Annotated in this window: 10 protein-coding genes; 8 read left to right on the forward strand and 2 right to left on the reverse strand. The window is 64.7% G+C overall.

From position 1 onward, the window contains the following. Positions 1–22: 22 nt before the first annotated feature. Positions 23–235 carry a hypothetical protein gene (locus ACI784_RS10970; protein ID WP_457013478.1) on the reverse strand — a complete coding sequence of 71 codons (213 nt, stop codon included), beginning with the start codon at positions 233–235 and terminating at the stop codon, positions 23–25. A gap of 140 nt (positions 236–375) precedes the next feature. Beyond that, on the reverse strand, positions 376–639 hold the full coding sequence (locus ACI784_RS10975; protein ID WP_457013479.1) for a hypothetical protein: 264 nt from the start codon (positions 637–639) through the stop codon (positions 376–378). Positions 640–996: 357 nt separating this feature from the next. On the opposite strand from ACI784_RS10975, the gene ACI784_RS10980 reads away from it, so the two are divergent. The 8 genes from ACI784_RS10980 (at position 997) to ACI784_RS11015 (ending at position 15,402) form a co-directional block, all read left to right on the forward strand. Then, complete coding sequence (locus ACI784_RS10980) at positions 997–1,194, forward strand: hypothetical protein (RefSeq protein WP_457013480.1); 198 nt, start codon at positions 997–999, stop codon at positions 1,192–1,194. Between the two features lie 277 nt (positions 1,195–1,471). Further along, a complete protein-coding gene (locus ACI784_RS10985; protein WP_457013543.1) occupies positions 1,472–3,907 on the forward strand; it encodes an N-6 DNA methylase in 2,436 nt (811 codons plus the stop codon). Next, entirely contained in the window at positions 3,904–5,076 is a 1,173-nt protein-coding gene (locus tag ACI784_RS10990; RefSeq protein WP_457013481.1) for a restriction endonuclease subunit S, read from the forward strand. Before ACI784_RS10985 ends, ACI784_RS10990 begins: the two co-directional genes overlap by 4 nt. Further along, positions 5,073–6,017: a GIY-YIG nuclease family protein gene (locus tag ACI784_RS10995; RefSeq protein WP_457013482.1), complete on the forward strand. Its 945-nt coding sequence runs from the start codon at positions 5,073–5,075 to the stop codon at positions 6,015–6,017. The genes ACI784_RS10990 and ACI784_RS10995 overlap by 4 nt, the downstream gene beginning before the upstream one ends. Further along, entirely contained in the window at positions 6,010–9,096 is a 3,087-nt protein-coding gene (locus tag ACI784_RS11000; protein ID WP_457013483.1) for a type I restriction endonuclease subunit R, read from the forward strand. Before ACI784_RS10995 ends, ACI784_RS11000 begins: the two co-directional genes overlap by 8 nt. After that, positions 9,083–9,832, forward strand: a complete 750-nt coding sequence (locus ACI784_RS11005) for a M48 family metallopeptidase (protein WP_457013484.1) — start codon at positions 9,083–9,085, stop codon at positions 9,830–9,832. The genes ACI784_RS11000 and ACI784_RS11005 overlap by 14 nt, the downstream gene beginning before the upstream one ends. A 225-nt stretch (positions 9,833–10,057) precedes the next feature. Further along, on the forward strand, positions 10,058–13,384 hold the full coding sequence (locus tag ACI784_RS11010) for a DEAD/DEAH box helicase (protein WP_457013485.1): 3,327 nt from the start codon (positions 10,058–10,060) through the stop codon (positions 13,382–13,384). Continuing rightward, positions 13,381–15,402: a UvrD-helicase domain-containing protein gene (locus ACI784_RS11015; protein WP_457013486.1), complete on the forward strand. Its 2,022-nt coding sequence runs from the start codon at positions 13,381–13,383 to the stop codon at positions 15,400–15,402. Before ACI784_RS11010 ends, ACI784_RS11015 begins: the two co-directional genes overlap by 4 nt. Positions 15,403–15,471: the final 69 nt, after the last annotated feature.

Raw genomic sequence — 15,471 nt, forward strand, 5'->3', positions numbered from 1 at the left:
GCTCCTCAGGCAGCGAAGTCCCTCAGACCGTTTCCGGGACCAGCTGGTGGACAACGGGGTGGTTCATCTCGGCGAAGTCGGTGATCCCGGTGCCCATGGCCTGGGCGAACGGCTCGCGCAGGTGCCTGGCGTGCTTGCGGACCAGCGCGAGGGCGTCGCGGGTCTCGAAGGCGGTGACGCTGTCCGTCCGCCCGGTGCGCCGGTCGACCAGCATGCTGAGGCTGTCGAAGTCCATCAGCTCCTGCGCCGCGGCATGAGGTTGTGTCGGTAGGCGTCGAGCAGCTCGTTGAAGTGGTTCGGTGCGATGCGGCCCAGGTGACCTGCGCGCCGGGCGCCCTTCCCGGCCGGGCGCTCCCGGTGCAGGATGGCGATCTCTCACTCCTGGATGTGGAGGCTCTGAGCGCCGAAGGCCTGCATGAGGCGGATGGGGTGGACGTCTTCGGTGGCGGCGCGCATGGCGTCGGCTTCGGCCCAGGAGGTCGTGACGATGCAGCGGCCGCTCTCGTGGTCGGTGAGCATCGACAGGCCGATGCAGCCGTCGATCTGCTGGATCGCCAGCATCACCTCGTCACGGGTGAAGGCAATGCCGGCGTCGAGGTTGTCGGGGTCGGCCTTGATGGTGGTGGATCGAGCGTGCATGGCGCCGCACCTTCCGCTCGTGGCGGCGCCCCGGTGGCATCGCCACTGGCGCACACCTTGGCTGTGATCGGTTTCTCCCGCAATGCCGTGATGGCCCGGGCGTGGATGCGCCGCCCGGCCGGCTCTGCAGGGGCGCGCCGGTCATCGGGATGCCGGGCCCGGACACGGGCGTCCCCTACGGTTGGTCCTGCGTCCTTCCCCGTCTTCCGGCGCGCTCTTGGCAGGTCCTTCGGTCGTTCTCGGCCGGTGACGACTGTGCCCGGCAGCACCCTGCGGTCGGGACGCCGAAACCGTCGTCCTGAGCCGAGGAGCTGCGCAGTGTTGTCCGGCATGCCGTCCAGCGGGATCTCCCGCCCGATGACCACCGGCAACCTGATGGCCGACTGCGAACGCTGGTGCCGGGACAACCTGCGCCGCCGCGAGGTGCCCGCTGCGAGCGGGACGACGCTCCGTCTGGTCGCCGCTCCGGTGGCTGCGCCGCCGGCCGCACGCCGCGGCAGCTTCCGCCCCGGCCCTGGTTGGCCCGGCATTCCGGTCGCGCGCACGGGCAGCTGAGGGCCGCCCAGATGGGGCAGCACTCCTGCGCGAGATCGTGGCGGCCGGCCTATGCGGCCGCCGAGCTTCGCGCTCTCGCCACCGGCGGCCGCGTCGAACCGGGCACCGCACCGCTCGTTGGGCGCTCGTGGTCTGGAGTCGAGGCGCCGCCTCTCCGCGTATGCACAAGGGTGCCGGTAAAGTCGACCGCTGACTGAAGGCCGGCACCGTTCAGGCTACTTCCGTGCTGAAATCAATACGAAAATGGCAACGCCCTCATCAAGTCGAAAGGCCGACCGTGGCTCTCCGGAAATCTGACCTCTACAGCTCGCTCTGGAAGAGTTGCGACGAATTGCGCGGTGGCATGGACGCAAGTCAGTACAAGGACTACATCCTCACTCTGCTCTTCGTGAAGTACGTCTCCGACAAGCAGAAGGCTGATCCGAACAGCCTCATCGACGTGCCGCCTGGGGGCTCCTTCGATGACATGCTCGCCGCAAAGGGCGACAAGGAGATCGGCGACCGCTTCAATAAGATCATCGCCAAGCTGGCCGAAGCCAACGGGCTGCGCAACGTTATCGATCAGGCCGACTTCAACGACGAGGAGAAGCTCGGCCGCGGAAAGGAGATGCAGGACCGCCTCTCCAAGCTGGTCACCATCTTCAAGGACCTGGACTTCCGAGGCTCACGCGCCGAGGGCGACGACTTGCTCGGTGACGCCTACGAGTACCTGATGCGCCATTTTGCCACCGAGTCCGGCAAGAGTAAGGGGCAGTTCTACACGCCGGCCGAAGTTTCGCGGATCCTCGCCAAGGTGGTCGGCATCGGGCCGAACACCCGCCAGGATCAGACCGTTTACGACCCTGCCTGTGGGTCCGGCTCGTTGTTGCTCAAGGCGGCCGCCGAGGCGCCGCGCGGCATGACGGTCTACGGCCAAGAGAAGGACAACGCCACCTGGGCGCTGTCCAAGATGAACATGATCCTGCACGGCAACGAGATCGCCGAGATTGAAAAGGGCAACACCATCGCCAACCCGCAGTTCACGAAGAGTGACCAGCTGCGGACCTTCGACTTTGTCGTTATGAATCCGCCGTTCTCCGACAAGGCCTGGACGAACGGCCTCGAGAACGACTACGGCCGTTTCGAGTACGGCCGTCCGCCGGAGAAGAACGGCGACTACGCCTTCCTGCTCCACGCCCTGAAGTCCCTCAAGAGCACCGGCAAGGCTGCGATCATCCTTCCGCATGGGGTGCTCTTCCGGGGCAACGCCGAAGCCACTATCCGCCGCAACCTGCTCAAGCGCGGCTTCATCAAGGGCGTCATCGGCCTGCCGACCAACCTCTTCTACGGCACCGGCATCCCGGCCTGTGTGGTAATCCTCGACAAGGAGAACGCTCAGGGCCGCACTGGCGTCTTCATGATCGACGCCTCGAGGGGTTTTATGAAGGACGGCAACAAAAACCGCCTGCGTAGCCAGGACCTGCACAAGGTTGTCGACACCTTCAACAAGCAGATCGAGATCGACCGCTACTCGCGCATGGTGCCGATGAGCGAGATTGCCGACCCCAAGAACGACTACAACCTCAACATTCCGCGCTACATCGACTCCTCCGAGCCCGAGGACCTTCAGGACCTCGGCGCCCACCTGCACGGCGGTATCCCCGACCGCGACCTCGATGCCCTGCAGAGCTACTGGGACGCGTTCCCGCAGCTCCGCAGCCAGATCTTCACGCCGAACCGCCCCGGCTACAGCGACCTCGCTATCGATGTCAGCGCGGTGCAGCAGGCCATCTTCGATGCCGCGGGCTTCCAAAAGTTGCGCGACGAAGCCGCCGGCATCATCGAGGACTGTTTCGGCGCCCACCGTGATGCGCTCGTAGGCATCACCGCCGACACCAAGCCCAACGACCTGATCGCCAACCTCGGCGACGACCTGCTGCTCCGCTTCAAGCCGATACCACTACTCGACGAGTACGACGTCTACGAGCAGGTCATGTCGTACTGGCACGACACCATGCATGACGACGTTTACCTGATCATGAGCGACGGCTGGCTGGACGCCGCCAAGCCTCGCAAGGCCATCGAGGACAAGGAACGGAAGCTCTCTGAGACTCCCGATCTGGTAATTGGTGCTGGCCGCAGTGCCACCAAGTACAAGATGGATCTCATCCCGCCTGCCCTGATAGTCGCGCGCTACTTCGCCGCCGAGCAGGCCAAGATCGACGAACTCGCAGCGGCAGTCGAGGAGGCCTCGCGCGCCGTCGAGGAGTACATCGAGGAGCACGCCGTCGAAGACGGGCTGCTGGCTGACGCCATGGACGACGACAAGGTTTCCAGGGCGCTCGTGGCAGCGCGCCTCCGCAGCGCCAAGCGTGAGAAGTCCGACGCCGACGAGATTCAGGCACTTGAGCACGTCCTTGGGCTCTACGATGCGGAAGCTGCCGCGAAGAAGAACGTCAAGGAGGCGCAGGCCAAGCTCGACCTTGCCACGCTCAAGAAGTACGGCGGCCTTACCGAGGACGACGTCAAAGCGCTAGTGCTCGACGATAAGTGGAAGGCTGTCGCTTTACAGCGCGTGACTGGCGAACTTCAGGCCCTCACGCTCGATCTCGTCGCACGCATCGAGCAACTCGGTGAACGCTATGCAGCGACAGTCAGTGATCTAGACGCGGAGTTGGATAAGCTCGAAGCCCATGTTGCAGATCACCTTGCAGCCATGGGGGTCGAGGCATGACCTCGACATGGGCGCTGTCGAGCGTCGGTGAGCAGTTCGATGTCCAGCTTGGGAAGATGCTTGACGCGGCCAAAAATGTGGGCGTCCCAAAGCCATACCTGGGTAATCGAGCCGTTCAGTGGGGGCGGATCGATGTGTCGGCTAGGGGCGTTGTGCCAATGAGTCGCTCAGATCTCCAGCGTTATCGATTGCGAGACGGTGATCTCCTAGTCTGCGAGGGCGGCGAGGTCGGACGAGGTGCAATCTGGCGAAATGAACTGTCCGAATGTTACTACCAGAAGGCCCTTCATCGACTTCGCCCAAAGAGTGGATACGATGTTCGTCTGATGCTCGCGTTGCTGGCTTACTGGTCCTCAACGGGTGCCTTTGCTGACTTTGTGACACAGACGAGTATTGCTCACCTTCCGCGTGAGAAGTTCATCCAAATGCCGCTGCCGCTGCCGTCGGAGCTCGAACAGCGCCGGATCGGCGATGTACTCCAGGGCATCGATGACCTCATCAGTACCCTTGAGCGCCTCGTCATAAAGAAGCAGGCTGTCAAGCGGGGCATGATGCAGCAGCTCCTGACCGGTCGCACTCGGTTGCCGGGATTCGAGGAGGCATGGCGGCAGGTAAGCCTCGGGTCTGTTGCCACTGTAACGATGGGTCAGTCGCCAGTGGGATCGTCTTACAACTCTGGCGGTCTGGGCCTGCCCCTAATCCAGGGCAACGCCGATATCAAGAACCGCGCAACTATTGACCGAATCTGGACGACTGCACCAACAAAGACCTGTAACGCTGACGATGTACTGCTGACGGTTCGTGCGCCGGTTGGCTATACCGCTGTTGCGTCCAAAGCAAGTTGTCTTGGGCGGGGTGTTTGCGCGCTTAACGCTAAGGCTGACAATCGATTCCTATTCCACGCTTTGGTTTATGCCGAGCCTGCGTGGGCGCTGTATGAGCAAGGTAGCACTTTCACAGCCGTGAACTCGAATGAGGTGCGCTCGTTTAGTCTCGCCTGGCCATCGGACGCCGAAGAGCGCGCAGCGATCGCGAATCTGCTCGACGATGTAGATCGCGAGCTTCTACTCCTAGACATCCGCCGCACCAAGGCTCGGGACATCAAGAGCGGCATGATGCAGCAGCTCCTGACCGGGCGCACTCGCCTGCCCGTGGAAGCAACATCGTGAGCGACGGCAAGTCTGTTCGGCTTTTCCTGGCTGACGGCACGCCCGGCGGGCTGCTGACCGCGGAGATCATGAACTGGACCGGACATGTCGTGGCGGCGCCGCGGTCAGATCTCGCGGCGCTCCTAAAGCGCCCGGAGGCCACGCGGACCGGCATCTACATCCTGCTCGGTGACGACCCAGACAGCGTCGGCGGGCAGATGGCGTACATCGGCGAAGGCGACGACGTCAGCAAGCGCCTGTATCAGCACGCTCGCTCGGAAGACCAGAACGGCAAGGACTTCTGGGATCGAGCCATCGTACTGACCAGCAAGGACACCAACTTGACGAAGGCGCACGCCCGCTACCTGGAGAGTCGGTTCATCACGCTTGCCTTGCAGGCCAGCCGCGCGCGGCTCACCAACGGCACGACCCCGCCGCCCATCGTCCTGCCCGAAGCTGACGTGTCGGACATGGAGTACTTCATCGAGCAGGCCAAGATCGTGCTGCCCGTGCTCGGGGTGAACATCTTCCGGTCGCCGAAGACGACGTCGCGTGTGCCGATCGCCGAGCCGACCTCCAGTCGGACGAATTCGCCGGTGTTCGAGATGCTCCTGAAGAAGTCGGGCATCACCGCGACTGCGCAAGAAGTCGACGGCGAGTTCGCCGTGCTTGAAGGCTCGGGCGCCCGACTCAAGTGGACCGGCGTTGTCGGCCACAGCTACGCGGGCCTGCGGGCAAAGCTGGAGCAAGACGGCACGCTCGTGCCAGTGCCCGATGGTTCGGCCATGCGCTTCACCCGCAACCACGTGTTCGCTAGCCCTAGCGCCGCGGCTGCCATCGTCGCCGGTCGCACCGCCAACGGCCGGGCTGATTGGTTGGTGCAAGGCACGCGCCGTACCTACGGGCAGTGGGAAACGGAAGGAGTTGAGGAGGCGATGCAGAAGGAGGTTGGTAATGAGTGATGTCGGTCAGATCGAACGGAAGGCCCAGGACCGCGTCGTCGCGCTGCTCCGCGACCAACTCGGCTACGAGTATCGCGGCAACTGGGAGTACCGCGAGCAGAACGCCAAGATCGAGGTCGGCCAGCTGACACAGAACCTCAAGGCACGCGGCTACGACGACAACGTCATCACCCGAGCACTCGACCAGCTTGGCAAGGCCGCCGCGGTCGGTGCCGGTCACGACCTCTACGAGGCCAACCGGGACGTCTACGGGCTGCTGCGCTACGGCGTGAAGGTGAGGCCGGGCGTCGGCGAGCAGACCAAGACGGTGTGGCTGATCGACTGGACGAACCCTGAGGCCAACCACTTCGGCATCGCCGAGGAAGTCACAGTCCTCGGCCAGCACACCAAGCGGCCTGACGTGGTGCTCTACGTCAACGGCCTGGCGCTCGCTACGCTGGAGCTCAAGCGATCCAAGGTCGCGGTGTCGGAGGGGATCCGACAGACCATCGGCAATCAGAAGCCGGAGTTCATCCGGTCCTTCTTCTCCACCGTCCAGTTCGTCTTCGCCGGCAACGACGTCGAGGGCCTCCGCTACGGCGTCATCGACACGCCTGAGAAGTACTGGCTGGAATGGAAGGAGCCGTCCGACGTCGGCGACCCGCTCGACCGGGCGCTGCTGCAGATGTGCCAGAAGCAGCGCTTTCTCGAGCTGATCCACAACTTCATCGTCTTCGACGCGGGCACCAAGAAGGGCCCGCGCCACAACCAGTACTTCGGCGTCAAAGCCGCCCAGGAGCGGATCGCCAAGCGTGAGGGCGGCATCATCTGGCACACCCAGGGCTCGGGCAAGTCCCTGACGATGGTGTGGCTCGCCAAGTGGATCCGCGAGAACCAGCCCGACGCCCGCGTACTGCTTATCACCGACCGCAGCGAACTCGACGAGCAGATCGAGAAGGTGTTCGGCGGCGTCAACGAACAGATCTACCGCACGAAGAGCGGCGCCGACCTCATCAGCACCCTCAACGCGAGTGAGGAGTGGCTGATCTGCTCACTCGTCCACAAGTTCCGGGCCGCTGACACAGACGACGAGGACGACGAGGCGACCGCCGGCTTCATCAAGGAGCTGCAGGCCCGCATCCCGAAGGACTTCAAGGCCAAGGGCAACATCTTCGTCTTCGTCGACGAGGCCCACCGCACCCAGTCCGGCAAGATGCACCAGGCGATGAAGCAGCTCCTGCCGGAGGCCATGTTCATCGGCTTCACCGGCACTCCGCTGCTCAAGGCCGACAAGGCCACCAGCATCGAGACCTTCGGCTCGTTCATCCACACCTACAAGTTCGATGAGGCCGTGGAAGACGGCGTCGTGCTCGACCTGCGCTACGAAGCCCGCAACATCGACCAAGAGCTGACCAGCCCCGAGCAGGTCGACAAGTGGTTCGAGGTCAAGACCAAGGGCATGACCGATCTGTCGAAGGCCGAGCTCAAGAAGCGCTGGGGCACGATGCAGAAGGTCGTCTCCTCCGAGCCCCGCGCCAAGCGGATCGTCAACGACATCCTGCTGGACATGGAGACCAAGCCTCGCCTGATGGATCGGCGCGGCAATGCCATGTTGGTCGGTTCCAGCATCTACCAGGCCTGCAAGTTCTACGAGATGTTCGTGGCCGCCGGCTTCAAGGGCAAGTGTGCCATCGTCACCAGTTACGTCCCGAACGCCAGCGAAATCTCTCAGGAAGACGCCGGCGCGGGTAAGACCGAGAAAATCCGCCAGTACGACATCTACCGCAAGATGCTGGCCGACTACTTCGACGAGCCGGAAGACACCGCCGTCGGCAAGATCGAGGAGTTCGAACAGGCGGTCAAGAAGCAGTTCATCGAGAACCCCGGCCAGATGCGGCTGCTCATCGTGGTCGACAAGCTGCTGACCGGCTTCGACGCCCCGAGCGCGACCTACCTCTACATCGACAAGAGTATGCGTGACCATGGCCTGTTCCAGGCCATCTGCCGCGTCAACCGCCTGGACGGCGACGACAAGGACTACGGCTACATCGTCGACTACCAGGACCTGTTCAACTCGCTCGAGTCCGCCATCACCAACTACACCTCAGGCGCCCTGGATGGCTACGAGAAGCAGGACATCGAGGGACTGCTGTCGGACCGCATCGAGAAGGCGCGCGACGATCTTGATGAAGCACTCGAACGCGTCCGGGCGCTCGTCGAGGCTGTGGCGTCGCCGAAAAACACCTTGCAGTACCAGCAGTACTTCTGCGCCGTCGAGCAGGGCAACGCGGAGCAGCTCAAGGCCAACGAGCCGAAGCGGGTCGAGCTGTACAAGGCCGTCGCCGCCGTGACCCGCGCCTACGGCAACCTCGCCAACGAGATGAGTGCCGCCGGCTACAGCGTGGCCGAGGCCGAGGCGATCAAGAAGGAAATCGCGCACTACGTCGACGTCCGGGCCGAGGTGAAGCTCGGTGCCGGCGAAGACGTCGACTTTAAGCAGTACGAGGCCGGCATGCGGTTCCTGCTCGACACCTACATCCAAGCCGGTGCCTCTCAGGTCATCTCCAACTTTGAGGACGCAGGCCTAATCGACCTGATCGTCAAGCTCGGCGCGGAGGCGATCGACAAGCTGCCCGCTGGGATCAAGAAGAGCCCTGAGGCGGTCGCAGAGACGATCACCAACAACATGCGCAAGGTGATCATCGACGAGCGGGCGATGAATCCGAAGTACTACGACAAGATGTCCGAGTTGCTCGATGCCATCATCGAGCAGCGTCGTCAGCAAGCCATCGACTACCAGGAGTACCTGGCCAAGTTGCTGGACGCGGCGAAGAAGCTTGGGACGAAGGAGTCGGATACCGCCTATCCCGCCTGGGCGAACAACGGCGCGCGCCGCGCCCTGGTGGACTTCGGCTGGCCCGACCCTGCGATGCCAATTCTGGTCGAAACCGCGATCCTGACGAGCAAGCCGCACGACTGGGTGGGCAACACGCTGAAGGAGAAGGTCGTCAAGCGTGCGATCGGCCGCACGCTGCCCGAGGGCTTCGACCGCCTCGACGAGTTGTTCGACCTGGTGAAGGCGCGGGATGAGTACCGCTAACGCCTACCTCAGCGTCCGCGGCATCGACATCGACGTCGTCTACAAGGACATCAAGAACTTGCACATCGGCGTCTACCCGCCGACGGGCCGCGTGCGCGTGGCCGCCCCGAAGCGGCTCGACGACGACCAGGTGCGACTGGCCGTCATTCAGCGGCTGCCGTGGATCAAGCGGCAACGCGAACAACTGCAGGCGGCCGAGCGCCAGTCCGAGCGCGAAATGGTCACGGGGGAGTCCCACTACGTCTGGGGCGCGCGGCATCGCCTCAAAGTGGTCGAGCGACCCGGCCGCGCCCACCTGGAGCTTGACGGCAGCCGGCTCCTGCTCTACGTCCCGCCGGGCACGAGCACGGCGCGTCGCCGCGACCTCCTCGATCACTGGTACCGGGAGCAGCTGCGCCACGCCATCCCCGCCGCGATCGCCACGTGGGAGCAAAGGCTCGATGTCTCCGTGCCCAAGTGGAGCGTCCGGCGCATGAAGACCAAGTGGGGCTCCTGCAACCGCGAAACCGGACACCTCTGGTTCAACGTTGAGCTCGCCAAGAAGCACCCGGACTGCTTGGAGTACATCGTCGTCCATGAGATGACGCACTACCTCGAACGGAATCACGGGGACCGTTTCGCGAAACTCATGGATGGCTTCATGCCGGACTGGCGCAGCCGCCGCGATCAGCTGAACGACGCGCCGCTCGGTCATGAGCAGTGGCTCGAGCCTCCGTCGAAGGCCAGCCCGAAGTAGTCCGGCGACCGCGCACTCGGATCTTGGACTCGACTGCCACGGCGATGGCTTGACACGCGCGGTCAACTGCCGACCGCTGTCGACGACTGCCCCACTCATCGGAATGACACCTATCCGGCACGAGTGATCCAGACCGCTGGCTGTGATTAGCTGATGACGTTCTGTAGCAGGAGGTGGATCTAGGAGTCAGAGGCCTTGTTCGGGTATACGGCGGAGCAGGTCAAGATGAGCTACGGGTACCACCCTGAAGCGCAGGATGCGGCGGAGCTCGCCGCCCTGGTCCCCGGCCTCGAAGCCTTGTTCGTCGGGCCGCCTCGGTTGGAGCAGCGCGATCTCTTCGGGCAAGTCCGCCATCTCGGTCAGGCCGATGTTGAGCTTCCCGAAGGCGTCTACTGGTTCTCGGGGGGAGCGGAGACCAGGAGCTTGATCGTCTCTCGTGGAGCGCCGCCCGGGACCAGCCAGCACGTCCACGCAGATGCGCTTCCCGATGACCACGCACTGCGTGACGCGGAGGCGTGGTTGGACCACCTGTGGTCGCTCGGAACCGATGTGCCTGCCCCGAAGTTCGGGGTCAACGACGACGTCATGGTGGTCAGTACCGGTCGAGACCATCCCATACGGGGCCGCCGATTCAACGCTGGAAAGTGGATCTACGACCTTCGTGTCGACGGACGTCAGGTCGCCTACGGCGAAGACATGCTTGCCGAGCTTCAATCCAGTGACACGGTGTTCGACTGGATCAAGCAGGCGCCGGACACTGCCCGCCGACTGAGCGCAACGCTGACTCGGGAAAAGCTAGCCGGGGCTTTCACGGACACCCTGTTCTCGTTCCGCGCGACACGAACCATCTTTCGCGCTTACCAGTTCCGCCCAGTCATCCGCATGCTGGAGTCGGGCAAGTCGCGCATCCTCATCGCTGATGAGGTCGGCCTCGGCAAGACCATCGAAGCTGGTCTCGTTTGGACGGAGCTCGAGGCGCGCAAGTCCGCAGATCGGGTTCTTGTCGTCTGCCCTGCATCGCTGATCGCTAAGTGGCGTCGCGAGATGGAGGACCGGTTCGGATTCCAGCTGATCGAGCTCTCAGGCGCAGTGGCCACCGAGTTCGAGCAGCGGGCGCGGGAAAACCGCCTGCCTCGCCGATTCGCCTACGTCGTGAGCCTCGAGCGATTTCGCATGTGGCAGTCGATGGAGGAGCTAGCCGATCTGGTCGGCCCATTGAGCCTCGCCATCGTCGACGAGGCGCACAACATGAGGAACGCCAGCACGGCGTCCCACCAAGCCGGCTCGCTGCTGAGCGAGTGGGCCGAGGCCCTCGTACTGCTGACTGCGACTCCCATCAACTTGCGCAATGAAGATCTGTACAACCTCTTGGAATTGCTCGCGCCAGGCGACTTCGGGGACGCGGGCTCTCTAGAGCTCCAGCTGCAGCCGAACGTCGTCCTCAACCGCGTGGGCAGCCTCCTCGCCGCCCCTGATGTCGCTGGCGTCGATCGCGTGCGCGTGCTGGACGAGATGCGGTCGCTGGCCATGGGACGCCCGCTGGTCAAGCGAGTCGAGTTCGAGTCCTTGCGGGACATCGTCGGGCGGGACAACCTCAGCGCTCGTGACATCGTGCAGGCACGGCGCTACCTCTCCGAGCTGAACGTCCTCTCCTCGGTCTTCACCCGCACACGGCGGGTGGAGGTCGATGAGAAGAAGGCGGTGCGGAAGGCCATGGACACTCAAGTCGCATGGACGCCGGCCGAATCTCGGTTTTACGACGAGTACGTCACCTGGTGCCGCAATCGCGCGGCGGCCGCCGGTCAACCCGCCGGCTTCGCGATGCAGATGCCCTTGCGTCTGGCATCTGCTTGCTTGCCCGCCGCTCGGAACGCGGTGTTGCGGTGGAGCACCGAAGAGGTCCTCGCCGACGAGGACTCGACCAGCCTGCCATCGGCGTCCACACCTCCGATGCTCAGGCCGCACATCGAGCTCGTGCACGCCGCCGAAGCGATCGACGGCGTCGACAGCAAGTTCGACGCCGTCGTCCCAAAGCTCTTGGAGGTCATCGACTCGGGTCGCCGGGCGTTGCTTTTCACCTTCTCGCGTCCGACCCTCGCGTACCTGGAGAGGCGCCTCCGGGACCGGTGCCGAGTGGCTGTCCTCCACGGTGGCATCGACCGTGATCGCCGAAACCAGGTCATGGCGGAATTCCGTGATGGCCACTACGACCTCGTCCTCGCCAACAAGGTGGCCAGCGAGGGACTGGACTTCGAATTCTGCTCGGTGATCGTGAACTACGACCTGCCGTGGAACCCGATGGAGGTCGAACAGCGGATCGGACGCATCGATCGAATCGGTCAGCCGGAGGAGCAGATCTCCATCCTCAACGTCTGGTGCCCGGCGGCTCTCGACGACCGCATCAAGCAACGGCTCCTCGCCAGGATCGGCGTCTTCGAAGGCAGCATCGGGGCTCTCGAGCCGATCGTGACAGACCACCTGAAGGCACTTCAGGACGTCGTGTTCGACTTCGATCTCAGCGACGCCCAACGAGCGGCCAAAGCGGACCGTGCACTGGCCGCCATCGAGGAGCAGCGGAGCAGTCTCGAAGGCCTCGCGACGGCCACACCGTTCCTGCTCGGGGCGTCCACTGACGATGTCGCGGGCCTGGAACGCGACCTCGTGGCCTCCGGGCGGTACGTCGGTGCCGCTGAGCTGCTGCACCTCCTTGAAGACTGGGCCTCCCTGTGCCAAGCGTCGCCGCCAGTGGTGGTCGACGGGGGCGCGGGCTTACGCCTCCGAGGCAACCGCGACATGGCCGACCGGCTGAATCGGCTGGTGGCCGAGGAACGACTGAGCCGGGACGAAGCCGCCCGTTACGAACGCGCTCTGCGGAACGAGGAGGAGCTGCACCTCGTCCTGGATCAGGAGACCGCGCGGACAAGTCAGACGATGGACCTGCTCTCGGCACGGCACTCGCTCGTCCTGGCGGCCGCCAACGTGCCCGAGCAACGTCAGGCCCGCTTCGCGGCCATGCGCGTGCCGGCCCGAGGGGAGCTGCAGCCCGGGACCTTCGTCGTCCAGCTCGCGGTCGCGCGCTGGGAGGCACCACGCGCTGGCCAGGAGATCTGGGGCACGGCCGTGGGCACTGACGGCCGCCTCGTCGGGGAGCAGTACGTCGATGTCCTCCTGGCCCGCCTGGCGACGGGGGAGCTGCAGGAGGGGACGCAGCCGGTGCCCCCAGCGCTCGAAAAGTGTGTGGACGTTCTCCAAGGACTCATGGACGACCGGATGCTCCGCGAGAACGAGAAGCGGAGGAGCGCGATCGCCGCGCTCATCGAGTCTCGGCGGATTCTCCTCGAAGACCAGCACGAGCGGGCGCGCGCCTCGATCCGAGCCCGCCGGCGGACCGCCCTCGAGCGCGGCAAGACGCGGGGCGTGAAGCTCTTCGACAGCCAGCTGGCGCGCCGAGAAGAGGCGCACCGCCAGACGCTCAACGACCTCGACAAGACCGGGGCCCCGGACGTGACGGTGTCCCCGCTGGCCATCTGCGTCGTCGAGGTGTGCGAGTGAGCCCGCAGGACCCAGCTGTCCTGGCTGACGAGCGGGCGCGCAACAAGCGGTACGTGCAGACCCTGACAGACAAGGCCAACCGAGCGGTCAGGGTCGCTAAGCCTCGTGTGTCTGGACCCGCCAGGGGCCGCAAGGGCGTGGTGCAACTGGACCGCCCGGTGCCCCAACCCTTCGTCGGACGGATGGGCCTGAGTGCCCCCGATCCGCTCCTGGGAACGGACAGCATCTACGTCGGGCAGTGGTACGCCCGGGAACGAGACTTCGTGGTCGTCAGTTGGGCGGCCCCGGCAGCCGACGCGTTCTACGGCCATGGCCCCGGTACCGACTTGATCGGCGAAGTGCAGATCACGCGGATCTTCACTCCTCGTGGCGATGACATCGTCGGGTACGACGACGAGCGGCGGGATAAGGGCGCAGGAGAGACAGCCTTCGACCGAAAAGCGACGCTCGCTGTGCCACGGCCGCCAGCGCGAAGTCAGTCGGCTAGTGCTCCGGCTGGGGGCTCTCGGCAAGACTCGGCGCCTTCGCCGCAACCGGTGAAGCCAAGCCACCAACCCCCGCAGCGCGCGACCGTCCCAGAACCGGCTGCCGCTGGACAGAATGCAGATGAGGGAGGCAGCGGCACCCGCGTTCCCGATGCAGTGGCCTTGCGGCACAGGGAAGTGCTGCTCAGGACACTCGCTCAACCGCGACGGACCGAGCTTCGCCAGGTCCTCGCAACCCTCCAGCCTCGTCAGCACGACCTCGTCAAGTGGGATGCGGGGGTGCCCCTCGTGGTGCAGGGGCACCCCGGTGCCGGGAAGACGATCGTCGCGGTTCACCGCGCGGCCTTCCTCGTGCACCCTGAGCGGGAGGGCGAGGCCATCAACGGCAAGGTGCTGCTGCTGGGCCCCACGAACTACTACGTGCGGCACACGTCGAAGGCGGTACGCGCACTCGTTCCCGACGGCGGTGTCATCGTGCGCAGTCTCCGCGACATCTTCAGAAGGATCGTCCCCGAGCTGAACGACGGGCTAGATCCCGAGAGTGGCCACTCTGCGACCTATCGGGATTTCGACTTTGAGCTCTGCACGTTGGTCGACGCTGTCGCGGCTTCCCTACGCAGGCGCGGGCGGTTGGAGACGGCGAAGTCCAGGACAGAGGCGGGCAGACTCATCTACGACCGGCTGAGTCGCAACGTGCATCTCGCGCCGCCTGACTGGCATGCGTATCTGCGGTCCTTGCCGGACTGGGGCGTCGCCTTGCGCTCGGAACGCCTGTCGCCTCTGATCGCGTACTGTGCGCTGGCCTCAGGGATGCACCGGTTCGAGTCCCCGGGCCACGTGATCGTCGACGAAGCTCAAGACATGCGCCCGATCGAGTGGCGCATCCTGCGGTTGCTCGTCCGTGCTGATGCTGGCTGGACTCTCGTCGGTGACATGAACCAGCGCCGCTCGGACCACAGCAGCATGTCGTGGCAGCAGAGCCTCGAGTTCTTGGATCTTGCCGTGGACACGCATATCGAGGACTACAAGAGCGTCTTCCGCTCGACGACAGCGATCCACAAGTTCGCTGGCCACTTGCTGCCACGACACGAGCGCCACGGCATGGCTGTGCAGGAAGAGGGCAGTCGCCCGGTCACGTGGAAGGTCCGGTCCGCGGACATGCCGACGGCCGTTGTCGCAGCGGCGTCCAAGCTGGCCAGCGACCACGCTGGCGGGACGGCTGCTGTCATCGGCGTGGAGGCGATTCCGCTGCGGGCGGCATTCGCAGCGCAAGGATGGAGGGCTCGCACCGCGGGCAGCGACGAGTACTCGGACGGGCGGCTGACGGTGCGAGTGCTTTCAGCCGATGACGCGCGGGGTTTGGAGTTCGACGCCGTCGTCGTCGTTGAACCAGCTGACTTCCGCAAGAACCTGGGACGGCACGGACTCCTGTACACGAGCCTCACTCGAGCCAATCGCTCGCTTGCGGTCGTGCATGCGAAAGCGCTGCCGGATGAGCTGCGGCGCGCTCCAGCTGACCGGCTCGACCGGTAGTCGCAAACGACCGCCGGGTCCGACCACGCCCGTGTGGGGGCCTACCGGGCCTTGTAACGGCGCGTGGCG

The organism is Geodermatophilus sp. SYSU D01186 (assembly GCF_054050215.1).

Bases quoted from the DNA above. Each gene is read 5' to 3' on its own strand.
- ACI784_RS10970 (WP_457013478.1), bottom strand. From the start codon at position 235: ATGGACTTCGACAGCCTCAGCATGCTGGTCGACCGGCGCACCGGGCGG.
- ACI784_RS10975 (WP_457013479.1), bottom strand. From the start codon at position 639: ATGCACGCTCGATCCACCACCATCAAGGCCGACCCCGACAACCTCGAC.
- ACI784_RS10980 (WP_457013480.1), top strand. From the start codon at position 997: ATGACCACCGGCAACCTGATGGCCGACTGCGAACGCTGGTGCCGGGAC.
- ACI784_RS10990 (WP_457013481.1), top strand. From the start codon at position 3,904: ATGACCTCGACATGGGCGCTGTCGAGCGTCGGTGAGCAGTTCGATGTC.
- ACI784_RS11000 (WP_457013483.1), top strand. From the start codon at position 6,010: ATGAGTGATGTCGGTCAGATCGAACGGAAGGCCCAGGACCGCGTCGTC.
- ACI784_RS11005 (WP_457013484.1), top strand. From the start codon at position 9,083: ATGAGTACCGCTAACGCCTACCTCAGCGTCCGCGGCATCGACATCGAC.
- ACI784_RS11010 (WP_457013485.1), top strand. From the start codon at position 10,058: ATGAGCTACGGGTACCACCCTGAAGCGCAGGATGCGGCGGAGCTCGCC.